A 22,722-nucleotide genomic window follows, 5' to 3' on the forward strand; every position below is an offset into this window, starting at 1 on the left:
AGTCGGTGAGACGCGAATTTGCGGTTCGATGCACGTTCAAGGCTCACACCAGGCGGCCAAGGCCCGACCTTGCAGTTGCGGCGGTCACGGCAAGCGTGCTGGCCGCCCACACGAACGCAAACTTTCAAACATCCGCATAATGATAGGAATCAAGATGAACACCAAACGCACGGCGCAGCTCGTGTTAGGCGCCTTGCTGGGTGCCGCCGCCTTTGGCAATAGCTGGGCTCAAAAGGCAGAAGGCCTGGCCAGCACCCCGCAAATGGGCTGGAACAGCTGGAACAAATTTGCCTGCGAAATCGACGAGCGCCTGATCCGCGAGACTGCCGATGCCATGGTCAAGCATGGCTTGAAGGACGCCGGCTTCCAGTATGTGAACATTGACGATTGCTGGCAAGGCCAGCGCGACGCCGACGGCAACATCCAGCCCGACCCCAAGCGCTTCCCATCCGGTATGAAGGTGCTGGCAGACTATGTGCACGGCAAGGGACTAAAGCTGGGCATCTACTCGGACGCCGGCGCGACCACCTGCGGCGGCCGTCCCGGCAGCCGCGGCCACGAATATCAGGATGCGCGGACCTACGCCAGCTGGGACATCGATTACGTCAAGTACGACTGGTGTAACACCCCGAGCATGAACGCTGAAGCGGCCTACACCACGATGCGCGACGCGATCGCCAAGGCGGGCCGCCCGATGCTGTTCAGCATATGCGAATGGGGCATGAGCAAGCCGTGGGAGTGGGCCGGCCAGGTCGGCCATTCGTGGCGCACCACACCCGATATCTATAATTGCTTCGACTGCGAATTCAGTCCCGGTCTCTCGACTGGTCTGGGCGTGCTGCGCATCCTCGACAAGCAGGCAAACCTGCGCAAGTTCGCAGGGCCTGGCCACTGGAACGATATGGACATGCTCGAAGTGGGCAACGGCATGAGCGAGGATGAAGACCGCGCCCATCTGTCGATCTGGGCCATGATGGCCTCGCCCCTCATCCTGGGCAACGACCTGCGCTCCATGTCCGAGTCGACCCGCCGCATCCTGACCAACCCCGGCGTGATCGCGGTGAACCAGGACAAGCTGGGTGTGCAGGCGCTGCGCGTCCTCGCCGACGGTCCGCTGGAAGTCTATGCCAAGCCGCTCGACGGCGGCCAGTGGGCGCTGATGTTCCTGAACCGCTCCAACCAGCCTGCCGACGTTCACCACGACTGGAAGAAGCAAGTCCTGATCGATGACCTGAACAACCGGTCAGTCGATTTCAAGCAGACCGTCTACCGCTGGTCCGACCTGTGGAGCAAGAAGACGGGCGACACCAGCGCCAAACTGGAAGCGCGGCTGGCGCCGCACAGCGTGCTGCTGCTGCTCCTGACGGGCCCTGCGAAACCATAATCTCCCCTTCCCCGCCCATCAGGTGCTGTTCCACGACCAGACCGAAGCGACCAACGGGGATCATGGACCTGGCGCGGGGCGTCGTACGGTCTGCGGTCGTCCGGCGACAAGAACCACTCTGGCGTCAGACATGCCGCTTCGCACCTTCAACCACTCGTTGATCCGCTTGACCTCGTCCGCACGCGGCATGCGCCGGCAAGTCGCGCTGAGGAAAGGCACCGGCGCCGCGCCGTCGACGCCGTCCTGAGCGGCCTTGCCCACGAGGACGTCGCCGCACTGCGGGTACTGCGCTTCGAATTCGCGTTTCACCGCGCCGGCCGCCGCCACCCATTCCTGCTGGGCCGCAACCTGGTGGCGCAAGGCTTCGATCGTGGCATCCCTGTCCTGCAGCGCGTCCTGGTTGTTGCGCACGATATCGGCCAGGATGTCGGCCTTCAGGCTGCCGACGTCGATCTTCTGGCTTTCGACGTGCGGCGCCTCGCCCTGGTGCACGAACAGGCGCGCGTTCGTCAGGCCGGCGGATGCCAGCTTCCGCTCGATGGTCTTGATCGCCGTCCTGGCCAGCGGCGTGCCGATCAGGGTGACTTCGATGTCGTGCGTCCCCGGCGCGACGCGGGTCTCCAGCACGTGCACCGACGCCGTATTGAATTCCTTGCGCACGAACTCGCGCGCGCGGCTGCCGAAGACTTCGTTGTCGACGAGGCGCGCCGCGAGCCAGATGCTCGGCAACGCGGTGAGCAGCACGACCGCCAGCAACGCCCGCTTGACGCGGCGCTCCTTGATGGGATCGATGAATTTCCGGTGCGGCAAACGGAGGAAGTCGATGACGATGACGGCCGCGAACGCGATGAACACGCAATTGATCGAGAACAGGTAAAAAGCGCCGCCGAACACCGACCAGTTCGCGTTCGCGAGGCCGTAGCCGGCCGTGCACAGCGGCGGCATCAGCGCCGTCGCGATGGCCACGCCGGGGATCACGTTCGACTTCTCGCGCCGGGTCTGCCCGATGATGCCGGCCAGCCCGCCCGCCAGCGCGATCAGGACGTCCCACAGCGAGGGCGTCGTCCGCGCCAGCAGTTCCGACTGCGCCTCGGCCAGCGGCGTGACGAGGAAATACAGCGTCGAGGTCGACAGGCTGATCGTGGCGGCAATGCCGAGGTTGGCGAGCGCGCGGCGGATCAGCGCGAAGTCGAGGATGCCGATCCCGTAGCCGAACCCGACGATCGGCCCCATCAGCGGCGACACCAGCATGGCGCCGATGATCACGGCAGTGGAGTTGGTGTTCAGGCCGACGGACGCGATCAGGATCGCCAGCATCAGGATCCACAACGTCGCGCCCTGCAACTCCACGCCGGCGCGGATGGCGCGGTCGATCTCGGCGTCGTCCGCCTTGTCGTCGTGGAGGCTGAAACGGTGGGCGATAGCGGCGCGCAGCGATGGCGGCGTGGGTTGGGTGTCGGGTCCGTTCATGAAATCGGCGGGCAACAGAGGATAACCGGAGAATTTTCGCCCACGCGTCGCATTTGTCCAAACATTTCTTGCGGCGATGCATCAAATCGTTGCACGATTGCCGCCCAAGTTCAATCGCTGCGAGTGCGGACTCAGCCGCGTGCCGCGAGCCGGTTTCTGGCCAGCCATGCGCGCACCCGGTTGGCGTCGGCCGCACGGGAAAATTTTCCCTGCGCGTCGAGGAACACCATGACCGTCGGGCGCCCCGCGACAGTGGCGTGCAGGACCATGCAACGGCCGGCCTCGGCGATGTAACCCGTCTTCTGCAGCCGGATCTTCCAGCGCGGGTTTGCCGTCAGCCGGTTCGTGTTGTGGTAGTCGGTATGCTGCCGGCCCTGGCGAATCGTGAAATGCCGGTCCGTCGAATACCGCCGTATGAGCGCATGGCGTTCGGCGGCAACGACGAGACGGGCCAGGTCTTCCGGCGTGGAGACGTTGGCGCTCGACAGGCCGGTCGGTTCCACGAAATGCGTACGCCGCATGCCCAGCGCCCGTGCCTTCGCATTCATGGCCGCGACAAATGCCTTCGTTCCTCCCGGATAGTGCCGCCCGAGCGCCGACGCCGCGCGGTTCTCCGAACTCATCAGTGCAATGTGCAGCATGGCCGAGCGCGACAGGCGCGTACCGACGTGCAGCCGCGACGACGAGTATTTGAGACGGTCGACGTCCGCATCCGTGACGGCCAGCACCTCCGCCATGTCCTGCTTCGCTTCCAGGACGACCAGGGCCGTCATCAGCTTCGTCAGGGAAGCGATGGGCATGACGGCCTGCGCATTCTTCCCATACAGGACGGCCTTCGTCTTCGGGTCGAGGATGAGGACGGCGCTGGACTTCAGCGCCACCATCCTGACCGCCCGCGCCCCCGGCGCCCGATGGCGCCTGTGCGGCCTGGCATGCCGGTGCGTATGTGCCGGTTTCGTCTTGACGACCTTGACGGTGCGCGCAGCGCGCGCCTGGACGCTGGATACCGGCCCTGACAGGAACGCCAGCGCCAGCATGAGAGATGCAAAATATTTCATATCGCCGGATCGGCAGCTGAGGGAACCCGGCAATGGTAGGCAGGCCGACTTAGCAAACCCTTAGCGTCAGGAAATCAATACGGTTCATGTTTACGCCAGGTTCCGGTTACCGGCAGCGCCATCGGTATGCCTCCATACCGCTGCGGCAGGGCGCGTAATGCGACTGCGCCAGCGGCTAAGTATTCGCTAAGTGAGGCCCCCTATCCTTGCGCTCGTCACGCGTTCAGGGAAGGAAGTCGAACATGGCTGGATCGATCCCGCCGCCGCGGTTCGCCGCCGCGCGGCCGGGCAGCATGAGGATCGGACTCGAGTGGATGGTGCTCGACCGCGAGACGTACGATCTGCATCCCGCGGCGCCCGACATCGCGTTCCGGCTGGAAGGGCAGGACGCGGCCTGGGCGGCGACGCCGGACATCGACGCGACGACACTCGACGTGGCCACCTCGGCGCTGGACGGCTACTGCGCGGCGGCGGACGCGCTCGAAGACATGCGGTGCTGCGTGCGGCGGGCCGCCCGCTCGGTCGGGGCCGCGGTCGCGGGCGGCGGCACCCATCCGGTCCGGACAGGCGGCAGGCAACGCAACCATGCCGCGGGCTTCGGCATGCACGTCCAGATCGGTGCGCCGAGCGCCGACGAGGCGGTGCGCATCGGCGCCTGGCTGAATCAGCGCGCGCCACTGTTCATCGCGCTTTCCGCAAGCTCGCCGTACTGGCGTGGGCAGGACTCGGGCTTTTGCAGCGCACGCAACAACGTGGCCGGTAGGTTCCAGGGCAGCGGCATGATGCCGCCCGCGCTGCGCAGCTGGCAGGATGTCGTGCAGCATGTCGCGCGTCTCGCGCGATACGGCCTCGCCACGCGCGTCGAGGACGTCGACTGGGACGTCCGTCCGGATCCCGGGAATGGGGCGGTCGAGCTGCGCGCGCTCGACGCGCCTTTGCGTCCGGCCTATGCCGTGGCCCTCGCGTGCTACGCGCGCGAGTTGTGCGTCGAAGTCGCGGAACGCCCCGGCAGCTGGCCCTGCCGGCGGGCCGCCGACGTGTATCCATGGAACCGCTTCAACGCCACGCGGCGCGGCGTGCTGGGCGCGTGGATCGACCCGTGCACGCGGAAGAAACACAGCATAGCTCACGTGGTGCGAGACGACCTCGCCCGCCTGGCGGCACGCTCGGACGATCCGGACTTCCCGGCCGCGTGCGTATTGATCGATGAGCTGCTGCATAATGGTGGACAGGCACGCTGGCTGACCGCGCACATGGCCGCCGGCGCCCGGCCGGATGACCTGGCGCGGCTGGCGAGCACGATGTTCGACAGCCCGGTGGTGCCCGCATGGAAAGTGGAACGATGAGAGTATTGCTGGTGGAAGACGATCCCATGATCGGCAGCGTCGTGCAGCACGCGCTGCGCGACGCCAGCTACGCGGCCGACTGGGTATGCGACGGCGAAGCGGCGCTGACGGCGCTGCTGGTGCATGAGTACGCGCTGGTCCTGCTGGACCTGAACCTGCCCCGCATGGACGGCATGGAGGTGCTGCGCCGCATCCGCGCGGCGCACAACGGCGTTCCGGTGCTGGTGCTGACGGCGCGCGAAACGACGGAAGACCGCGTGGCCGGCCTCGACGGCGGCGCGGACGACTATCTCGTCAAGCCGTTCGCGATGAGCGAACTGCTGGCGCGCATGCGCGCGCTGAGCCGCCGCGCCGAGGGTACGGGCAGCACCGTGCTGGGCAACGGCATCGTCGAACTCGATCCCGCGACCCACGAGGCGCGCGCCGGCACGGCGACCGTGCGCCTGACGGCGCGCGAATTCCCCCTGCTGCAGGCGCTGCTCGTACGACCAGGCGCCATCCTCTCCCGCCTGGAACTCGAACACAGGGTCTACGGTTGGAACGAAGAGGTCGAGAGCAACGCGATCGAGTTCCTGATCCATTCGATCCGCAAGAAGCTGGGCAGCGACATCATCAAGAACGTCCGGGGCGTTGGATGGATGGTCGCGAAGGGCCGTTGACGGCGTCGTTGCGCTTCAGGCTGTCGCTGTGGATCTCGGCGGCCATCCTGATCGGCGCCGCCGTCGCCGGCCTCTACTCCTACATGGCCGCCACCGCCGAGGCGCACCGCGGCCAGGACACGCAGCTGCGCCAGGTCGGCTACCTCATCAGCAGACTGGACGCCGTGCCGACATCGCCGATGGCGCGCGAAAACGTGGGCGACGTCGATTTCGACGCCCGCCTGGTCGTGCGTTTCATCGACGCGCCCGGCACGCGCATTCCCGAACCGGAAAGGCCCCCGCGTTTCGGCCCGTCCCTGCCCGACGGGTTGCAGACGGTTGCCATCGGCGACGAAACCTGGCGCGTCTTCGTCCGCACCAACGCGAAAGGCGTACGCGTCGCCGTCGCGCAGCAGACGGCGGTCCGCGACGCCGCGGCCCGCTCGAGCGCCCTGCGCACCGTGATGCCCATCCTGTTCCTCGGTCCGGTCCTCATCCTGCTGGCGGCGCTGCTGGTGCGTACGATGTTCCTGCCCCTGCAAAGGCTGGCCGTACAGCTCGGCAAGCGCCGCGGCCACGACTTGCGGGAACTGGACCGGACGCCGCTCCCGTCCGAGGTGTGGCCTTTCGTCAGCGAGATCAACAAGCTGATCGCCCGCACCGCGCGCGCGCTGGCGCTGCAGCGGCGCTTCATCGCGGACGCGGCGCATGAACTGCGTTCGCCGATGACGGCCATGTCGCTGCAGGCGGAACGCCTGGCGGCGACCGAGATGCCGTGCGAGGCGCGCGCCAGGCTCGACGCGCTGTCGGCGGGCCTGGCACGCACGCGCATCCTGCTCGACCAGTTGCTGACGCTGGCACGCTCCCAGGAGGGCGGCGGCGAGCCGTTGACGCAGGTACCGTTGCAGAAGGCGATCCAGGAAGCCTTCGAGGACCTCGTGCCGCTGGCGGAGGCCAAGGCGATCGATCTCGGAATGGTAGGCGATGCCGATGCGTCGGTTACGGGGCGCGCCATGGACATCCGGATCCTCGTCAAGAATCTCGTCGACAATGCGATCCGCTACACGCCGGAGGGCGGACGCATCGACATCCGCGTGACCGCCGCGAGCGACCGCATCGTTCTCGACGTCGACGACACGGGACCGGGCATCGTCCCCGCCGAGCGCGAGCGCGTGTTCGATCCGTTCTACCGCGTGCTCGGCAGCGGCGAGATCGGTTCGGGCCTGGGGCTCGCGATCACGGCATCGATCGTCGACCGGATCGGCGCGACGATCTCCCTGCTCGACCGGCCGGACGGCGAGCGGGGGCTGCGCGCCCGCGTGATTTTCCCCGCCGGTGTGCATGGCCAGGCAGGTCCTCGACGTACCACTTCATCAGCATGACCATCGCCGCGGCCGTCACCGGTGCGGGCCGCCATCACGCTCGACATAACAAGCGAAGATCAGGCGCAATTTGGGCCGTCGCGCCCATCTTGCCGCACTCTTCCGCGCAGCGCCGGCACGCGACGGCCAGACGTTACGTCGCCCAGCGCCGTTATCCGGGCCGATTCTGCAAAACGCTCAGTGTTGCGGCCCTCTACGTTCGATATCGGCAATCAACGCCTCCGTCTCCGCAATTTCCTTGCGCTGTGTAGCGGCGATGCCATCGGTCAGTTCGCGCACGCGGGCATCGCGCATTCGGACGCGTTCGCTCGTCATGATCGCAATCGAATGGGGCGGAATCATCGCCCGCATGTAGGAAACGTCGTCGACCGTCGCCTGGCTGCGCACGAACCACAGCGACACTGCAAAGATCACGCAGGCACCCACGAAGATGGCTACATTGCACCGCCTGTCCTCGTACATGCCCAGTATGAAACCCAGCATCACGATTGCCATCGCCGCACCCATCACCAGTGCCATCCCCGCCCGAGTCTGGCTAAAGTGGACATGCGCGATTTCGTAGGTATTCAAATACATCAGGTCAAACATGACGAGCGTGGAACAAGCAATCATCCAGCCAAAGCGGGTATAAGTAGCCATGTATCCCTCCAGATAAAATTGGGCAAATATTCTTGCTTTCAATGCATGCAAGGATAATAGGGTGAATCGCCGGTTGGTGGCGTACGGGAGTCTCAGCTTATGCGTCGGCCGGACATGGAGTCGCCCCCCGGCTCTTCCGCAGAATGCATCGTCCGCTACGTCAGGTCTGTCATATTTACCGTCCACACGAGCTCGTCGAACCAGTACTCCAGGGTAACGTTGTACCGCGCCGCGGCAGAGCTCCGGTTCCACTCTTAAACACAGGCAGATTCAAGTTCAGCGACCGCATCGGACACGATCGTTCCCGATTACAGGCTTCGTATTGGCTGTGAAGTCCGGGCCCCAGAAACACAAAAGACCCGCAGTTCTCGGAGCTTGCGGGTCTCATGAACGTTAAAGATCACTCAAAACAATTGTCCTGGCGGAGGCGTAAGGGTTCGACTACATCCTGGAGGACCACGCACGCGCAAGCATGTGCGTAGCTTCGAATCTCACCCGCAGGGCACGCGGGCGCCGTGCTCGTCTGTTCTATTCCGGAAATCGGGATTGGGGCCGCCAGTGTAACTGACGGGTGCCCTCCCACACGACCCCGGCATGCGGGTCCGCACCGGGCGGTTCGAGAAGTTGGGATCACGTGAGTCGTGGCATGCCAAGACGATCAAAATAGGCTATCGTCAGTATCCGGTTCAAAGCTTGCGCACTGTTGCGCCACCAGCGTCGGCTGCTGGCTGCGACAACCCGGGCCACATCGGTACTGGCGCCGAGAGACCGCTGTTCCTTGATTGCGAAGTTGACGGCGCCAAGTATAGAACGTTTGCTCTGTGATGCCGCTCTCGCGGGTCAGCTCTGACACCAGCCTGTTCTGTGGCGTCATCATCTGCCGCAGGAGCACTTCTTTCCGTTCTGCTGAATACCGCCTCACACGATCTCTCTTGCCCGTCCCCGAAACGTTTTACTTCATCAGATGACGCGACAATTATTCCGACACCGGGGGACGACGCAGATCAAAGGTTACGCCATCCGCCCTTGCCGCCCGGAATATGTTGCACTAATGTGCAATATTCCATAGGAAACGACGAGGAGTTGGGATGCACGGAAGCGAGACCCCGGTTGAAGCAGTCCGTTCTATCGCATCGAGAACTGCACTCATCCTTGAAACGAACAACCTGCGCGGCGGCGGCAATGTCGAAGAGGCGCTGGCGAGCCTGAAACGTATCGTGGCCCGCCTAGCGCTGCAAACCGTCGCACCTGCCACGCTGGCACAGTGGATCATTACGCACGACGGTATCGATGCTGCCGCGCGTGCCGAAATCGTCCGGCTCGCGGGCCGGATTATCGACTTCGTCCCCATCGACGCCAGCGACAGCTATTACGAAGCCAAGAACGCCGGCTTCGACTACGCTGACCCCGAGCGCTGCGATTACGTGGCATTCTGTGACGCTGACTGCAATCCTGCAACGCGGTGGCTCGAGCACCTGCTTCTCCCGTTCACGGCACCTGCAGAGGATGCCCCGCTTGTCGTCGCCGGCCGTACGAGCTACTCGTCAAGCGCATTCGGCGTCGCGCTGACGTCCATCGACTTCATGTACTTCCCAAGTACGCTGGGAACTGGCGCGACCAGCAATTTCTACGCGAACAACGTCGCATTCCGGCGCGAGGTCTTCGACAAGTATCGCTACCAGGAATTGCCGGGCGTCTATCGCGCCCACTGCCAGGTCATGGGCATACGTCTGCTCGCCGACGGCATCAAGCTGCATTATGCCGTGCACGCACACACCGAGCACCGGCTACCCGACACGCGTCGCGAGCTGTTCAAATTGCGGTGGATTCGTGGGGAGGACAGCGTCAGCCTAACGCCCTACCTGGTGCGTTCGCAGCTGCCCAGCTCGTTCCAATGGCTCGCGCGCAGCGGCCCGATCGGTCCGGGGTGCGTCATGGCCGCCCGCCTGTTCTACAGCCTGAAGGCCCTCAACCGCCAGGATCTGCCGCCCTTGCGCGGGCTGCAGCGCCCGCTGAGCGTGTTGTTGCTGCTGGGCTTGTCGGCAATCGATACATGCGGCGCAATCACGCGCTCCCTCGTTGCCATATTTTCGCCAGCGCCGGACCGAAAGCTCGAAGCGCTGTCTTATCACCGTCACTAATCCATCGACCATGGGGATGAGCATGAACGAATTTTGCAGGGTGGCCTCGCGCGCAGCGATTGCTACGCTCTTGCTGTATGGCGTGAACGTCGCCGCCGCCCCGATCGAACTGAGCGGGCGCGGGGTATACCATTTCGCGTCCGCCAGCGGTTGTCCGGCTGGCGGCGACGCTGCGGAAAACGCCGACTGCAACCGCATCGCGGTCGACCTCCCGGCGGCAAAAGCGGAGGTTGATACGACGAGTCGACAGATTCGCTTTTCGAGCGGGCCGGTCGGCAAGGACATCGTCGTCGGCGACGTGCTGCTGCAAGGAAGCGGCATCGCGACGGACGGGCAGCGCGTGCCGTTGAGCCTACATGTGCTGGTACGGCGCAAGGGCGAGCAATGGGAGATGGAGACGTATGTCCATGCGCCCGTCGAAGGCAACTTCTCCCAAGTGTCGATGGACGCGTACGAGATCGTCGTGCGGGACGGCCCGCATGCGCACACGATCATGGCCCCGGCGGAAGTCGGCAAACTGTTTGCGGACCCGTCGTTGAGAAAACGGCTGGCACGTTCGGTCGTCTCGGTCAGGTCCAGCGACAGCGGCGATCCGGAGACGGCCGGGATCACGGTCGGATTAGGCTTTGGAAAGGTGTCGAAGTCTCTCCTGCGGGCAGGCTTCAAAGCGACCGGCACAAGCAGCCCCGTCGGGGTGGACCAGGCTTTCCGGAGCGGAAACTGGGAAATCAAGCTCGACGCACTGAGTAGCCACATTCCGCGCTGGGTCGTGCAGCGCGAGCTGTTTCTGTTCGGCCTGGAAAACCAGCCCGTTTTGCGCGCAGTGCAGGACAGCGGCTTCAAGAAGCATGATGCGCTCGCGTTTGGGGCCCGCGATGGCAAGGGCTACCTCCGCTTCAATGGCCGCGAAACGCCCTTCGACGGTGCAGTCCGTTCGGGGCACGCCTTCATGCAGGAAAGCTTCATGGGGCTGATCCTCGCCTGGCAGCGCGACCAGAGCCTGCCGAAGTCATGACTCTCCCGCGCCTCGCTGGCGACAGCCCGGCCGGTCTGGCGAACGTCGCGGACGCCCTTGCGGCCCCGCCTGCGACGCATGGCTGGCCAGCGCTACAGGCTTGGCTCGTCGATCGTATCAAGCGGCGCGCGCTGCACCACCTGCACGCGAGTGCGCTGGGCGAGCGGCTATTGCTGAGCATGTACCTCGATGCCGAAGAGGCGTCTCTGGACATCCTGCGCGGCCAATTACATCTCGACGGGGATGGCCAGATGACCCGCCAGATCACCCAGCACCTCGAGGAAGAAGACATCCATACGGTCCTGTACGCCGCGGCGCTGGACGCCCGGGGTCCGCGCCTTTCTTCTCGTCGCGTTCCGGCCGGGCTAAGCCGGCGCAAGCTTGACCGCTGGGGCCGGGTGGCGCGGAAGCACGCGCCGTCGTTCGCCCACGGGTCCGTCGTCCTGTCCTACGCAACGGTGCTGTGCGCGGAACAGATGGCCGTGCGCATTCTGCAGCGCCACTGCGAAGCGATCGGTGCCGGACACGCCCTGTACCCGCTGTTTTCCCAAGTATTGGCGGACGAACGCCGACACGTACGCCTGTGTGCCCATACGCTGCACCGCCTTGTGGCGCCCGCCGAGATGCCGTGCCTGGCACGGGTCCTGGCCGAAGTGCGGAAGATCGAGACCGGATTCGCCATTTCAGGTGCAATCGCCCTGTATGCGGCAGGCCTGGCCTTGCGCATCGCGCCTGGGAACGGTCCCCGGTAATGCCGCGCATTCTGTACCTTGCCACGGCCGATGCGCGCGGCCACTTGATGCGGGCGCAACTGCTTGTGCATGCGTTGCGCCAAGCCGGCGCGGACGTCGACGTGATGACGACCTCGCACGCTGGCTGCGCATTCCTGCGCGGATTCGGCATACAGGCGCGCATCCTGTCGCATGACTACGCGATGCAGTTCGACCCCCGCCAGAACATGCTGCGCCAGGCATCGAACCGCAATGTGGCCGGCTATATGGCGAATCCGACGAAGATACTGCGCGATATCTGGCGGCTACAACGCGCGCTGCGCGCCAACGACCTCCTGATCAACGACTCGTTCCACCCTACCGCAATCGTCATGGGCATGCTGCCACCATGGCGCAGCAAGGTCGTGCACGTGTATGGCGGGAGTCTGCGCGAGGCTGTCCTCGGCAATTTCGATGGCATCGGCCCCGCGTTTTTCGGCCCCTTGTTCCGGCGCTGCGTCGGCTGGCAGATCGACGCGGCGCGAGCGCGCTTCGAGCACGATTTCGCGTATGCCCTGGGCGACGCTGTCGACGTCCGCGATCATCGGCTGCCGACACCTGTCGCGATCGCCGGGCCGCAGCCCCGCTTGGGCCGGGCAGAGGCGGCCGTCTACCTCAACCCGCATTTCCGCGACACCGCCCTCGCTGATGCCTTGTGCGCCGGAATTGCAGACGTAGGCCTGTCGGCACATCGCGTCGGCGAGGGCTATGCCGCAAGCCGTGACTGGCTGAGCGTCGACCCCGACTGGGCCACGCATGCGGCCCATGCTGACGTGATCGTGTCCGCGCCAGGCATGGCGGCACTGTCGGTGGCTACGGTTTATGGCCGGCCGATCGTGCTCGTGCTCACGGACCAGCCCGAACAGGCCAGCAATGCGAGACGCGCCATGCAACTGCGCATCCGGCACCGGACAGTTACGTGGCGCGGTGACGCACTCGACTTTCAGCGCCAGGTCGCTGCGGCGGTGGCCGTCCTGGCAGCCGGCGCGCCCGTATCGGCCACGCTGGCGTCCGGCGTCGCACAGGCGCAAGCCCGGGTCGACGCGTGGACCGACCGCCTTCTCGCGCTGTGCGCGACGCCGGCATGACGCAGCCTACGCGGCAGGCATTGACCGCCTTCGGCGGCATGGCCATCGGACTGGCCATGTTCGTGATCATCGAGCGCCTGGTAGTGCCGCGCTATGACTTTGCCACGCCGGCGGACAGCGCGATTCCATTCGTTCCTCTGACCTGGCCGATCTACATGCTGTTCTTCCCGTTTATCATCGCAATGTCGGCGCTCGCCCGAGAGCGGGACTTCGACAGCTTCAGGTGCGCGGCTACCATGGCGTTCCTCCTGAGTTTCGTCTGCTTCGTGTGGTTCCCGGAGGAGATTCCCCGCCCCGACCAGGCGACGATCGACAACGCGTTCCTGCGCCAGCGCCTCGCACGGCTGTGGATGATGGACCTGGCATCGAACGGCTGTCCGAGCCTGCACGTCAGCATTACGTGCCTTGCGTGCCGGATGGTCTGGCCGACCCCGCATCGCTGGTACGTCGCCGCGACGGGTGTCCTCATCTGCCTGTCGACGCTGACATTGAAGCAGCACACCCTTGCGGACGTGGCCGGTGGCCTGTCGATGGCGCTGCTGTGCGCCGGGCTCACGGCAAGGCTGAAACGACAGGAGGTGTTCCATGGCGCCACGTGAGGCAAATTCCAGCGGTACCGAAGTACGGGGCCGCTTCATTCCCGACGCCCTTCTTTATCGTTCGCGGCCATGGCGCGGACTGGCCGCGCTGGCAGCTGACTGGGCGTTGATCGCGGCCGCGTTCTCGGCCGCGCTCCTGTGGCCGTCCCTGCCGACCTACGTGCTCGCCGCCATCGTGATAGGACGCACGCAACTCGCGCTGGCGGTAATGATGCATGAAAGCGCCCACGGCCTGCTGCTTCCGTCGCAAGCGGCTAACGACGCCGTCGGGCAGGCGTTCGCCGCCGGACCGTTGTGCCTGTCGCTCAAGACCTACCGGGCCGGCCACTTGAAGCATCACCATGCGCCGATGCGGTTCGATGACCCGGTGGCGATCATCTTCGGCGTCAACGACTACCCGATCGGGCGGCGCGAGCTGATCCTGCGGTTGGTCGGCGACCTGTTCGGGGTCGGCAATCTCGTGACCGCAAGAAAATTCATGCGCGGCGATTTCCGGGGCTTGGTGCCTGCCTTCGACAACTGCGCGCGCCATAAGGCGTGGGAACTGTCTACGATGCTGGCCAGTAATGGCCTGATCCTGGGCGCGCTGGCTGCGTGTGGCCATGCATGGTTGTATCTCGGCCTTTGGACCCTACCGTCGCTGACCTTGCTGCAGTTCTTCGGACGCATCCGCGCCATCATGGAACATGCAGGGCTGCCGGAATGCGAAGACCAAAGCCGCAACGCCAGGACGATCGTCCGCCCATCCTGGCAAACCTTCCTGTTCGGCCCGCACGGGATTCATTACCATATTGAACATCACCTATTCGTGCGCATCCCCTTCCATGGTTTGGGCAGGGTGCATCGGCAGTTGGTCGACCAGGGACTGCTGCCGGAGGCGAATCTGTACCCTGGATATCTTGGGGTCTTGCGCGATGTAAGTTCAACGCCGAGCGAGGAGCGCCAGAGCAAGTGATTACGCCAACCTGATGGTTGGAGTTCCCAACGCCAGGCCCGCGACATTCTGTTGCTGCACCGCGTCGGGTCACTTCCAGATGCGCCACCATGGTCGGCTGGCGCGGAGCCGCCGTTCGCATTCCGCTAAATCGTGCAGTGCATAGGTGCGCTCCTCGCGCCCCCATTCGTCGCAAGGGTAAGTCTGAGTGAGTGCTTGTCGGTACAGAGCTAGGGCACGCTCTAGTTGGCCGGCCCGGCCGAGGCAGCTGGCTGCCATGCGTGTGGCCATTGGCCGGTCGGCGGCGCACAGTTCGAAGAGCACCGCCTCCAGCCTCGCCAGCGCGTCGGCTTCCTGGCTGTAGCCCATGTAGTAAAGGGCAACGCTCATGGTGTCCCAGTAATCGCCAGCATGCTCGGATCGTTCATCCTCGCCAAGCGAGTCCCACCATTCGTCCAATCGCTGCAACCAGACAGCAATCTCCGCCCCCCGTTCCTGGCGATGCAGGCATTTGGCCAAGTCATAGATGTAGCGAGCTGGCGAGTGGCGCGAATAGCCACATTCGGCCGCGAAGTGCCAGAGTTTCTCCGCGGCGTCGATGGCGCCAGGGTCATCTTGCAGCAAGAACAGGCAGTGCATCACCCCGTCGTAGTGTTCGGCGAAAGCGCTCGCTGCGATGCCCTTTCGGTGCAGTGCGATCGCGGCGTGGGAATCCGATGTGTTGATGCGGTAGTGTATCGCCAGGTTATTGCACAGCATGGAGTAGACATGCACGTCCGCATCGCGGTACATGCCCTGTCCGGTCGCGAAAAAATGTTCGAACTGCGCCGCGCCGCGCTCGTAGTAACGCGCTGCCAGTGCGTCCACCGCCTGTTTCGGCCAGCCGCTGCCGAGCGCCAGCTCGTCGCGCGTGTCGTATTGCAGTTCGACGCCGATGTGATAGCACCACCCAGCGCAGGCCACCTCCACGAACGGCATCTGCAGAGCGCGCTCGACGCCATGGAGCCGCATGCGGCATTCCCAGATTTTCGGCACCACTTGAGACGACGCCAGCTCGGGGTTGCGTGCCGCCGACTCCAGCAGCGGCAGGGCGGCAGCGTAGTCTTGCGCATTATCGATCAGGTACAAACCTTGGACGGCGTCGATGGCAGATAGCGCCAAATCCGCCGCGCGCGCCAGCCGCATGTGGGTTTCGAAGAACTCGGTCGGGTCTTCCTGGCCAACGACCCACCTGGTTGCGTCGACGATGCTGGCCCAGGCCAGCGCCAGGGGCCAGTATGGGCTGCCGCTCGCCCCAGTATCGGCCAGCTGCGCGAGCGCGACCCGGCAGGCGTGATCGAGCGATATGGCCCGTTCGTTGAACGCGCATTCGAATGCCAGTTCGGCTGCTTGGCTCTGCTGGCCAGCTTCGAGCAGCCAGTCGAGTACGAGTGCGCTGAATGCATCATCGTCGTCACAGGAAAGCGCGTAACGACCAGCGCGTGCCGCATCCAGCGCCTCCGCAAGTGCTCCTTGCTGATACAGTGCGCGCGCCTGCACACGCGCTGCGCGAATGGCGATGTCGCGACGTCGGGGCAGCGGCAACGTGAAAGCGCCCGCCAGTGCATGTACTCGTTCCACGATGGCAGCTACGCCCTGCGGCATCAACGTCACAAGGCTGTCGCCCAAATACAGCCAGTCCTCCGCATCCAGATCTTGCTCGGGCCCGGCCTCCTGGAATGCATGCATGGCCTCGGCGGCTGCGGCCAGCGCCTGTACGCTTGCGCCTTCGCGCGAGTAGCTGTGCGCACGCCAGAGTTCCGCACGACCCTTGTCGTATGCGCGGTAGGGCGAGCGCGTCGCCTGCGCGCACTGGTAAGCATGGCGCCCTTCGATGCAGCGCCGCTCCAGTTCAAAGAGGCCCGCGCGGACGGCGAGCGAGCCGAGATAGCTCCATGCCTCCTGCGACTGCGCGTCGTGCGGCATGCTGCGCAGCAGTGCGTAGGCTGCCTCTGCGTGGAGAAGCACGCGCGCCGGGTTGTCGCTCAGCACCTCGACCCGGGTCAGGGCAAGCGTCAGTTGCGTGTCGTCGTACTCGTCACCCGGCACGGCGGCCAGCACGGCCTGTCCGTCCTGGTCCAGCACCTGCAAGGCGGCATCCGGCTCGCCTGCGCGGCTCCAAAGATTGGCAAGCCGGCGCACGCTCTCGATCGTGTCGGCGCGGTACTGGTGGCGCTGCATGGCAGAGCGTAAGTTGCCTCGAATGATAGGCGGCGCCAGTTCGCTCTGGAGCTGCTGCTCGAGTGCCTCTTCGGTTTCGTCGAGGAATGCTTCCAGCGCGCTGGCGCTAAGGGTAGAAGGCGTCATGTGGATGGGCATGGGTGCTCACTAGAGTCAGCTACGGACGGGTGCCGCAGCACTGAAGGTATGCAGGTGCATGTCATGATTGGCACATAGAGAAGATTGCCAAGTCATTACCAGACGGCAGTGCCCCAGCCGGGCTGAAACCCGCCGCCGGGACAGCCGGGCGGCCATGCAATGTGTCTAGAGGCCAACCGCAGTCCCCCTGTATTAGTCCCCCGATGCGTGCTCCGGCCGCAACTCGAGCACGAACCGGCCGTGTTCGATCGACAGGAAGCGCCGAGTATCGGGTGCGTCGCCGAGCCAACTGAAGCGGATTACGTCGTGCTTGGCATCCACATCGAGCGCGGCACGGGGCGTGCCCTCCTCCGCCCCGGGAATCCGGGGTTCGAATGACTCGAGGCAACTGCTGATGAGGAGGTTATCGCTTTGCCTTAGCGTGCGCCCACTGCTGGTGATCAACAACAGCCTGTGCTCTTCGCCCGCGCCGCAGTAGCCCTGCCCCATTGACAGCGGTCTGGACATCTCCTGAGTCAGCACGACGTAGTAGTGAAGGCCGTCCCGATCGACTACCATGAGCTGCTCGGCCGTGTAAACCCGCTGCAACTGGTCGGCAAGTGTCCGCTCTACCTTGTAGAGGTCATGTCTTGATCCGCCGCGCGCGGTTATTCCGCGGTGACTAAGTATGTAGTGGTCTAATTTGCCCGGACACCTCGATAGGTGGACAATCCACCATCCGAGGAGTTTTACATGACAAGGCAGCGCCGAAAATTCGATACCAGTCTGAAGCTGGAAGTCGTCCGTATGATTAAAGAGCAGGGCTTGAGCGTCCAGCATGTTAGCGAGAGCATGAGCATCGGCCCGAGCGCGGTACGCCGCTGGGTAAAGCAATACGAGGATGAGCAGGCGGGGCAACCAGGCATCGGCAAGCCGCTCACGCCAGAGCAGCAGCGCATTCGTCAGCTTGAGCAGGAAAACCGTCAGCTGCGGGGGGACGTGGAGATATTAAAGAAGGCATCGGCCTTCTTTGCCCGCGAACTGAAATGAGTTACCGACTCATCGACGAGCTGCAAAAGAAGGCCCTCAGCGTTGCCCAGTGCTGCCGGGTGATGGGAGTGAGCCGTTCTGGTTTTTACGAGGCCCGGCGACGTGCCGCCCAGCCCGCCGTGTGCAAGGCCAGCGTGCATGTGCGGGCCGCTTTCGCGGCAAGCCATCAAAGCTACGGCAGCCGCAGGATCGTGGCCGCCCTGGCCAACGACGGGCTGCAAATCGGCCGCCATAAAGTGCGGCGGCTGATGCGGCAAGCTGAGCTGAAACCCGTCTGGAAGCGTAAATTCATTCACACAACCGACAGCAAACATGCCTTGCCGGTAGCCGCCAATGTGCTGGGTCGTCGGTTTAATCCGGTGGCACCGAACGTGGCCTACGCCTCCGATATCACGTATATCCGAACTGGCGCCGGCTGGCTTTATTTGGCGGTCGTGCTCGATCTGTTTTCGCGTCGGGTGGTGGGCTGGGCCATGGCGCCAAGCATGCCTGCCAGCCTGGTGTGCGAGGCCCTGAACATGGCCATCGGGCACCGGCAACCGGCGCCGGGCCTGGTGGTCCATTCCGATCGCGGCAGCCAGTACGCGAGCGCCGAATACCAAGCTTTGCTGGCCAAGCACGGCTATATCTGCAGCATGAGCCGGAAGGGAAATTGCTGGGACAATGCGGTCGCCGAACGCTTCTTTCTGAACCTGAAAATGGAACGGGTCTGGCAACGCCAGTATGCCAATCATGCCGAAGCCAGAATCGACATCGCGGCCTACATCGTGGGCTTCTACAACTGCGAACGGCTGAACTCCGTTCTGGGCAACCTGCCGCCCACCGTCTTCGAGCGGAACATGGCAGCAAAAGAATCTATCGTGGTGTCCGAAATTACTTGACCACTACAGTAGTCATGCAAAATTTATCGTGAACTTGCTGCCGAAGCCACTCATCAAGGATTGAATCTCGTCGAGCAAATCTGCGCCGTTCCTGGCAACGAAGCGGCACCAGAAATGCTTGGCATGCTTCCACAAGATCTCGATCCGATTGAGCTCCGGGCTATAGGGAGGCAAGTAGTACAGATACAGCCCGTGTTTGGCCCACTGGCGTCGCTTCTTCTCCATCAGGTCGCCCTTGTGAATACCGGCATTGTCGATCAAGACGATGCGTGGAACCGCGTAAGGCTGGAGCGCAATCCGATCGAAGAATGCGATCACATCGTCGCGTGTCGTCGGCCGTTGCTGAGTGCTCCAGGTCAGTTGGCCGTCGTGACGCAAGGCTCCAAGCACATTCACGCGCTGTCGGTGCGCGAGCGGTTCGACGGCCCGGGTCTCGCCGATCCTGCCCCAGCCGTACTGCACGGGTGGATTTGGACTGAAGCCTGATTCGTCGAAGTACAGCAGCTCGCAGCGTTGTTCATGGTCGAGCTTGGCCAGTGCGTTGATCACTTTTCTGGCGTGCTCGAACGCCACCTGATTTCGCTTTTTTTTAGAGCGTACCGATAGCGCTTGTACGTGAAATTCATCTCCTTGAGATACCGTTTGGCTGTGCTTTCGCTGATCGACGCATGGTCTCGGCATTGCTCGATGTGGCGCAGCAGTGCAACCACGCTTCCGCCCTCGGAATGCGCCAACTCGCCAAGAGCCTGCTGCTGCTGAGGCGTCCACTTCCTTGGTCGACCGGTATGACGCCCCTCGTACAATCCGGCCAGGCCAAGCTTGTTCCAGCGTTGCCTCCACTGCTCGACGCTGTTCAGATGCACCCCGAACTCATCCGCCGTTTTCTGCAGCGTTAATCCCTGACTCAACCGCAAAATTCCCTGTGCGCGCATCCGTGTCCGCGGATGCGGGTGGAACACGCCCATCTCACGCAGCGTGCGCCGCTCGTCTTCGGACAACTCCAAGTGCTTCATCGCCCAACCCCTGCTGCGTGATCAATTTAGCTTTGACAGCAAAAATTGGGCGACTACTTAGTCTGGAACACGATACTGGCGTCCGCGCGTGCGAGGGTCAATAAAGCAGGCGCGCCGTGGACCTCGGCCGCGTGCACCGCAACTATCACTGCAAGAGAAATTAGCCTGGTTCTCATGGGGTTCTGGGCGTTCTCAAAAGGCTACCCGCGCATTGAGCAGAGACGAATGGCGCGCGATGAAAAGGTCGGCTGGCCTCATGGCCGGGTTCGGCGGAGGTACTGGCGAGCTTGACATGATTGCACTCATTGACGTTGCGATAAAGCAATATGGTTAGCCGAAAGAGTGATGCTCGGCTTTGTGTTGTTGCGCAAGGCGAGCCGAAGAGATTGACTAGCGGGTGCAAGCCTCTCTTGAGCGTCCGATCGAAGGCGACTGGCCCTACATCGGGATTGACGCCACTTGCGTGAAATCGCGCCAAGCGGGTCGGGTGGCTTCCGTGGCGGTGATAATCGCTGCGGCGGTCAACACCGATGACGTCCGTGAAATTCTCGGAGTGGCAACTGGCCCGTCGGGAGCCGAATCATTCTGGACTGATTTCCTGCGCGCTATCGTCGGTGTCCAGGGGCATAGGAATCCGCTAAAGGATCCATTTGTATACAGCTTAGGCGTTTTATCTTGAATAGATAAAACGCCTAAAATCGATACAATGTCCAAAACGGCCGGTGCCCGTTCGGGCTTGCTCGCCGTGGCGCGCCACGAAGGCTCCAACGGCGCAACGCATTACAGAGCTCAACGGGCTCCGCCGGACTTGCCGAGTGAACCGCCTCGGCTAATGTTTCGACCCTCTGGGCCTCGATTCCAGCCTACTGTTTATTTCCCTCCAAAGCCAGCCAGAAGACCTGATCGAGCACATCAGGCGCTTGCACCTTGTTGATCGGCAGGTGTCCGAAGGCCGGAAAGATATCGGACTCGAAGCGCCGCAGGATTTCCTCCGCGGTCTGCGGTTGCCACTTGATGGTCATGGTTCGGTGCCACTGGCGCGCAACGTGCTCGAAAGTATTCTGCTCGGCCAACCGTGTCTGGCGCGCCCGCTCGACCCTGGTGTGAGCCGGGTCGGCGCCCGCAGCCAGCAACTGACGCGCCTCATCGCGCTTGGCTCGAGCACCCACGAGCGAAACGTCCGGAAAGGCTCCGAAACTCAGCCTGTTCTCTTTGCCATCCGCCTGCCGGAATTTCATACGCCAGAGCTTGCCGCCGCTGGGCATGACTTCAAGGTACAAACCGCCTCCATCGGCAAGCTTGTAGGGTTTGTCCTTTGCCTTGGCGTTGCGCACCTGCAGTTGGGTGAGCGGCTGTACCTGTTTGGGCATTTTGGGGGCATCCTGTCCGATCGTGGCACGGACATGCCCCGAAAAATGCCCCCAAAGACGCTAGCTTTTCGGGGACCTCACTGGACAGTATTAGGCAACAAAAAACCCGCCGTCTCTATGAGAACAGCGGGTTCTTTGATGTCCTTAAACCTGCAAGGACTATGTTCTGGCGGAGGCGGTGGGATTCGAACCCACGATACAGGTTTAAGCCCGTATGCTTCCTTAGCAGGGAAGTGCCTTCGGCCACTCGGCCACGCCTCCAGTCAGCTTCAACGTTTATGCGTCAGCGCTGAGTGCACGCATATTAATGGCCACACCCTTTTTGGTCAAGGAAGCACGGCCATTTTTTTGAAAAAAGTTAAGCTTGCTCCAGGTTAAACGCCTTGTGCAGGGCGCGCACGGCCAGCTCCATGTACTTCTCGTCGATCAGGACGGAGATCTTGATCTCCGACGTCGAGATCATCATGATGTTGATGCCCTCTTCCGACAGCGTACGGAACATCTGCGACGCGACGCCCACGTGGCTGCGCATGCCCACGCCCACGGCCGAGACCTTCGAGACCTTGGCATCGCCCAGGATCCTGTCGGCGCCGATTTCGGCCTTCACGCCTTCCAGGACGCCCATGGCGCGCTGGTAATCGTTGCGCGACACGGTGAACGTGAAGTCGGTCTTACCGTCGACCGACTGGTTCTGTATGATCATGTCGACCTCGATATTGGCCTCCGAGATCGGCCCGAGGATGTGGAAGGCGACGCCCGGCTTGTCGGGCACGCCCAGGACGGTGATTTTGGCTTCATCGCGGTGGAAGGCGATGCCCGAGATGACGGCTTGTTCCATGTTGCTTTCTTCCTCAAACGAAATCAGGGTACCCGAGTTGGCTTCTTCTTCGAGCGACATCAGGGGGTCGGTCAGCGACGACAGCACGCGTGTCGGCACGCGGTAGTTGCCGGCAAATTCCACGGAGCGGGTCTGCAGGACTTTCGAGCCCAGCGACGCCAGTTCCAGCATTTCTTCGAACGTGATCTTCGACAGGCGGCGCGCTTCGCTCACGACCCGCGGGTCGGTCGTGTAGACGCCGTCGACGTCCGTGTAGATCAGGCATTCGTCGGCCTTCAGTGCGGCCGCGATCGCGACGGCGGAGGTGTCCGAACCACCACGGCCCAGCGTGGAGATATTACCCTCCTCATCCATGCCCTGGAAACCGGTGATGATGACGATCCTGCCGGCGTCCAGGTCGGCGCGCACGCGGGTGTCGTCGATCGACTGGATACGGGCCTTCGTGAAGGCCGAGTCCGTCTTGATGCCCACCTGCCAGCCCGTGTACGACACGGCATCCTTGCCGCGTGCCAGCAGTGCCATGGCCAGCAGGCCGACCGACACCTGTTCGCCGGTCGATGCAATCATGTCCAGTTCACGCGGGTCCGGCTGCGACATAATCTCTTTCGCCAGGCCGATCAGACGGTTGGTTTCACCGGACATTGCCGAGGGGACGACAACGACTTGATGGCCGGCGTCGTGCCATTTGGCGACGCGGGCCGCGACGTTCTTGATGCGTTCCGTCGAACCCATCGACGTACCGCCATATTTGTGGACTATTAAGGCCATG

At 63.5% G+C, this 22,722-nt stretch carries 20 protein-coding genes, 1 tRNA gene and 2 pseudogenes; 12 read left to right on the forward strand and 11 right to left on the reverse strand.

Annotated features, from left to right (window positions below; genetic code table 11):
* Positions 1-154 precede the first annotated feature (154 nt).
* Positions 155-1,384 (forward strand): glycoside hydrolase family 27 protein, encoded by a 1,230-nt coding sequence (locus tag ACEN9G_RS01600; RefSeq protein ID WP_413343275.1) that lies wholly within the window; start codon positions 155-157, stop codon positions 1,382-1,384.
* 60 nt (positions 1,385-1,444) lie between these two features.
* Here ACEN9G_RS01600 and ACEN9G_RS01605 read toward each other — a convergent pair whose 3' ends face one another.
* Together ACEN9G_RS01605 and pbpG are read right to left on the reverse strand one after the other, a co-directional pair.
* A complete protein-coding gene (locus ACEN9G_RS01605) occupies positions 1,445-2,854 on the reverse strand; it encodes a DUF389 domain-containing protein (RefSeq protein ID WP_413343273.1) in 1,410 nt (469 codons plus the stop codon).
* A gap of 131 nt (positions 2,855-2,985) precedes the next feature.
* A complete protein-coding gene (gene pbpG / locus ACEN9G_RS01610; RefSeq protein WP_483127612.1) occupies positions 2,986-3,912 on the reverse strand; it encodes a D-alanyl-D-alanine endopeptidase in 927 nt (308 codons plus the stop codon).
* Positions 3,913-4,154: 242 nt separating this feature from the next.
* Between pbpG and ACEN9G_RS01615 the strand changes: the two genes are divergently transcribed.
* The 3 genes from ACEN9G_RS01615 to ACEN9G_RS01625 are packed head-to-tail and all read left to right on the forward strand — an operon-like array spanning position 4,155 to position 7,278.
* Positions 4,155-5,258, forward strand: a complete 1,104-nt coding sequence (locus ACEN9G_RS01615) for a glutamate-cysteine ligase family protein (protein WP_483127613.1) — start codon at positions 4,155-4,157, stop codon at positions 5,256-5,258.
* Positions 5,255-5,917: a response regulator transcription factor gene (locus ACEN9G_RS01620; RefSeq protein ID WP_413339939.1), complete on the forward strand. Its 663-nt coding sequence runs from the start codon at positions 5,255-5,257 to the stop codon at positions 5,915-5,917. Before ACEN9G_RS01615 ends, ACEN9G_RS01620 begins: the two co-directional genes overlap by 4 nt.
* A complete protein-coding gene (locus ACEN9G_RS01625; protein WP_413339941.1) occupies positions 5,893-7,278 on the forward strand; it encodes an ATP-binding protein in 1,386 nt (461 codons plus the stop codon). Before ACEN9G_RS01620 ends, ACEN9G_RS01625 begins: the two co-directional genes overlap by 25 nt.
* Before the next feature lie 177 nt (positions 7,279-7,455).
* Here ACEN9G_RS01625 and ACEN9G_RS01630 read toward each other — a convergent pair whose 3' ends face one another.
* Positions 7,456-7,917, reverse strand: coding sequence for a DUF305 domain-containing protein (locus tag ACEN9G_RS01630; RefSeq protein WP_413339943.1), 462 nt, complete (start codon positions 7,915-7,917; stop codon positions 7,456-7,458).
* Positions 7,918-8,683: 766 nt separating this feature from the next.
* Positions 8,684-8,839: pseudogene (locus ACEN9G_RS01635) on the reverse strand (transposase); the annotation flags it as partial.
* 166 nt (positions 8,840-9,005) lie between these two features.
* Between ACEN9G_RS01635 and ACEN9G_RS01640 the strand changes: the two are divergent.
* The 6 genes from ACEN9G_RS01640 to ACEN9G_RS01665 are packed head-to-tail and all read left to right on the forward strand — an operon-like array spanning position 9,006 to position 14,485.
* Positions 9,006-10,058: a glycosyltransferase family 2 protein gene (locus tag ACEN9G_RS01640; RefSeq protein ID WP_413339945.1), complete on the forward strand. Its 1,053-nt coding sequence runs from the start codon at positions 9,006-9,008 to the stop codon at positions 10,056-10,058.
* Between the two features lie 22 nt (positions 10,059-10,080).
* Positions 10,081-11,073, forward strand: a complete 993-nt coding sequence (locus tag ACEN9G_RS01645; RefSeq protein ID WP_413339947.1) for a hypothetical protein — start codon at positions 10,081-10,083, stop codon at positions 11,071-11,073.
* A complete protein-coding gene (locus tag ACEN9G_RS01650) occupies positions 11,070-11,825 on the forward strand; it encodes a hypothetical protein (protein WP_413339948.1) in 756 nt (251 codons plus the stop codon). The genes ACEN9G_RS01645 and ACEN9G_RS01650 overlap by 4 nt, the downstream gene beginning before the upstream one ends.
* Complete coding sequence (locus tag ACEN9G_RS01655) at positions 11,825-12,931, forward strand: glycosyltransferase family protein (RefSeq protein ID WP_413339950.1); 1,107 nt, start codon at positions 11,825-11,827, stop codon at positions 12,929-12,931. Before ACEN9G_RS01650 ends, ACEN9G_RS01655 begins: the two co-directional genes overlap by 1 nt.
* Positions 12,928-13,530 carry a phosphatase PAP2 family protein gene (locus ACEN9G_RS01660; RefSeq protein WP_413339952.1) on the forward strand — a complete coding sequence of 201 codons (603 nt, stop codon included), beginning with the start codon at positions 12,928-12,930 and terminating at the stop codon, positions 13,528-13,530. The genes ACEN9G_RS01655 and ACEN9G_RS01660 overlap by 4 nt, the downstream gene beginning before the upstream one ends.
* Complete coding sequence (locus tag ACEN9G_RS01665; RefSeq protein ID WP_413339954.1) at positions 13,517-14,485, forward strand: fatty acid desaturase family protein; 969 nt, start codon at positions 13,517-13,519, stop codon at positions 14,483-14,485. Before ACEN9G_RS01660 ends, ACEN9G_RS01665 begins: the two co-directional genes overlap by 14 nt.
* A gap of 69 nt (positions 14,486-14,554) precedes the next feature.
* Here the strand turns inward: ACEN9G_RS01665 and ACEN9G_RS01670 are convergent, their stop codons facing one another.
* The gene (locus ACEN9G_RS01670) at positions 14,555-16,822 is read right to left on the reverse strand and encodes a hypothetical protein (protein WP_413339955.1); all 2,268 of its coding nucleotides are present in this window, start codon (positions 16,820-16,822) and stop codon (positions 14,555-14,557) included.
* Positions 16,823-17,014: 192 nt separating this feature from the next.
* Complete coding sequence (locus ACEN9G_RS01675; RefSeq protein ID WP_483127614.1) at positions 17,015-17,380, reverse strand: hypothetical protein; 366 nt, start codon at positions 17,378-17,380, stop codon at positions 17,015-17,017.
* 174 nt (positions 17,381-17,554) lie between these two features.
* On the opposite strand from ACEN9G_RS01675, the gene ACEN9G_RS01680 reads away from it, so the two are divergent.
* Positions 17,555-18,732 (forward strand): IS3 family transposase gene (locus ACEN9G_RS01680; RefSeq protein WP_483126690.1). Its coding sequence is split into 2 segments (ribosomal slippage): positions 17,555-17,822 and positions 17,822-18,732, totalling 1,179 coding nucleotides; the frame shifts between segments, so codons are not numbered across the junction.
* A gap of 12 nt (positions 18,733-18,744) precedes the next feature.
* Here ACEN9G_RS01680 and ACEN9G_RS01685 read toward each other — a convergent pair.
* Both ACEN9G_RS01685 and ACEN9G_RS01690 read right to left on the reverse strand, forming a co-directional pair.
* On the reverse strand, positions 18,745-19,281 hold the full coding sequence (locus ACEN9G_RS01685; RefSeq protein WP_483127615.1) for an IS630 family transposase: 537 nt from the start codon (positions 19,279-19,281) through the stop codon (positions 18,745-18,747).
* Positions 19,278-19,745: a helix-turn-helix domain-containing protein gene (locus tag ACEN9G_RS01690; RefSeq protein ID WP_483127616.1), complete on the reverse strand. Its 468-nt coding sequence runs from the start codon at positions 19,743-19,745 to the stop codon at positions 19,278-19,280. Before ACEN9G_RS01690 ends, ACEN9G_RS01685 begins: the two co-directional genes overlap by 4 nt.
* A gap of 394 nt (positions 19,746-20,139) precedes the next feature.
* On the opposite strand from ACEN9G_RS01690, the pseudogene ACEN9G_RS01695 reads away from it, so the two are divergent.
* Positions 20,140-20,370, forward strand: a pseudogene (locus ACEN9G_RS01695) (transposase); the annotation flags it as partial.
* Between the two features lie 238 nt (positions 20,371-20,608).
* Here ACEN9G_RS01695 and ACEN9G_RS01700 read toward each other — a convergent pair.
* From ACEN9G_RS01700 to ACEN9G_RS01710, 3 genes are all read right to left on the reverse strand, one after another.
* On the reverse strand, positions 20,609-21,115 hold the full coding sequence (locus tag ACEN9G_RS01700; RefSeq protein ID WP_413344359.1) for a tyrosine-type recombinase/integrase: 507 nt from the start codon (positions 21,113-21,115) through the stop codon (positions 20,609-20,611).
* Positions 21,116-21,282: 167 nt separating this feature from the next.
* Positions 21,283-21,376: transfer RNA gene (locus ACEN9G_RS01705), tRNA-Ser, on the reverse strand.
* 97 nt (positions 21,377-21,473) lie between these two features.
* Positions 21,474-22,721, reverse strand: a complete 1,248-nt coding sequence (locus tag ACEN9G_RS01710; protein WP_413344361.1) for an aspartate kinase — start codon at positions 22,719-22,721, stop codon at positions 21,474-21,476.
* Position 22,722: the final 1 nt, after the last annotated feature.

This window comes from Massilia sp. Masssp94 (genome assembly GCF_059491305.1).

What these genes read in the sequence shown, in the direction of transcription:
- ACEN9G_RS01600 (WP_413343275.1), top strand. Translation starts at nt 155, where the DNA reads ATGAACACCAAACGCACGGCGCAGCTCGTGTTAGGCGCCTTGCTGGGT.
- ACEN9G_RS01605 (WP_413343273.1), bottom strand. Translation starts at nt 2,854, where the DNA reads ATGAACGGACCCGACACCCAACCCACGCCGCCATCGCTGCGCGCCGCT.
- pbpG (WP_483127612.1), bottom strand. Translation starts at nt 3,912, where the DNA reads ATGAAATATTTTGCATCTCTCATGCTGGCGCTGGCGTTCCTGTCAGGG.
- ACEN9G_RS01615 (WP_483127613.1), top strand. Translation starts at nt 4,155, where the DNA reads ATGGCTGGATCGATCCCGCCGCCGCGGTTCGCCGCCGCGCGGCCGGGC.
- ACEN9G_RS01620 (WP_413339939.1), top strand. Translation starts at nt 5,255, where the DNA reads ATGAGAGTATTGCTGGTGGAAGACGATCCCATGATCGGCAGCGTCGTG.
- ACEN9G_RS01625 (WP_413339941.1), top strand. Translation starts at nt 5,893, where the DNA reads ATGGATGGTCGCGAAGGGCCGTTGACGGCGTCGTTGCGCTTCAGGCTG.
- ACEN9G_RS01630 (WP_413339943.1), bottom strand. Translation starts at nt 7,917, where the DNA reads ATGGCTACTTATACCCGCTTTGGCTGGATGATTGCTTGTTCCACGCTC.
- ACEN9G_RS01640 (WP_413339945.1), top strand. Translation starts at nt 9,006, where the DNA reads ATGCACGGAAGCGAGACCCCGGTTGAAGCAGTCCGTTCTATCGCATCG.
- ACEN9G_RS01645 (WP_413339947.1), top strand. Translation starts at nt 10,081, where the DNA reads ATGAACGAATTTTGCAGGGTGGCCTCGCGCGCAGCGATTGCTACGCTC.
- ACEN9G_RS01650 (WP_413339948.1), top strand. Translation starts at nt 11,070, where the DNA reads ATGACTCTCCCGCGCCTCGCTGGCGACAGCCCGGCCGGTCTGGCGAAC.
- ACEN9G_RS01655 (WP_413339950.1), top strand. Translation starts at nt 11,825, where the DNA reads ATGCCGCGCATTCTGTACCTTGCCACGGCCGATGCGCGCGGCCACTTG.
- ACEN9G_RS01660 (WP_413339952.1), top strand. Translation starts at nt 12,928, where the DNA reads ATGACGCAGCCTACGCGGCAGGCATTGACCGCCTTCGGCGGCATGGCC.
- ACEN9G_RS01665 (WP_413339954.1), top strand. Translation starts at nt 13,517, where the DNA reads ATGGCGCCACGTGAGGCAAATTCCAGCGGTACCGAAGTACGGGGCCGC.
- ACEN9G_RS01670 (WP_413339955.1), bottom strand. Translation starts at nt 16,822, where the DNA reads ATGCCCATCCACATGACGCCTTCTACCCTTAGCGCCAGCGCGCTGGAA.
- ACEN9G_RS01675 (WP_483127614.1), bottom strand. Translation starts at nt 17,380, where the DNA reads ATGGTAGTCGATCGGGACGGCCTTCACTACTACGTCGTGCTGACTCAG.
- ACEN9G_RS01690 (WP_483127616.1), bottom strand. Translation starts at nt 19,745, where the DNA reads ATGAAGCACTTGGAGTTGTCCGAAGACGAGCGGCGCACGCTGCGTGAG.
- ACEN9G_RS01700 (WP_413344359.1), bottom strand. Translation starts at nt 21,115, where the DNA reads ATGCCCAAACAGGTACAGCCGCTCACCCAACTGCAGGTGCGCAACGCC.
- ACEN9G_RS01710 (WP_413344361.1), bottom strand. Translation starts at nt 22,721, where the DNA reads ATGGCCTTAATAGTCCACAAATATGGCGGTACGTCGATGGGTTCGACG.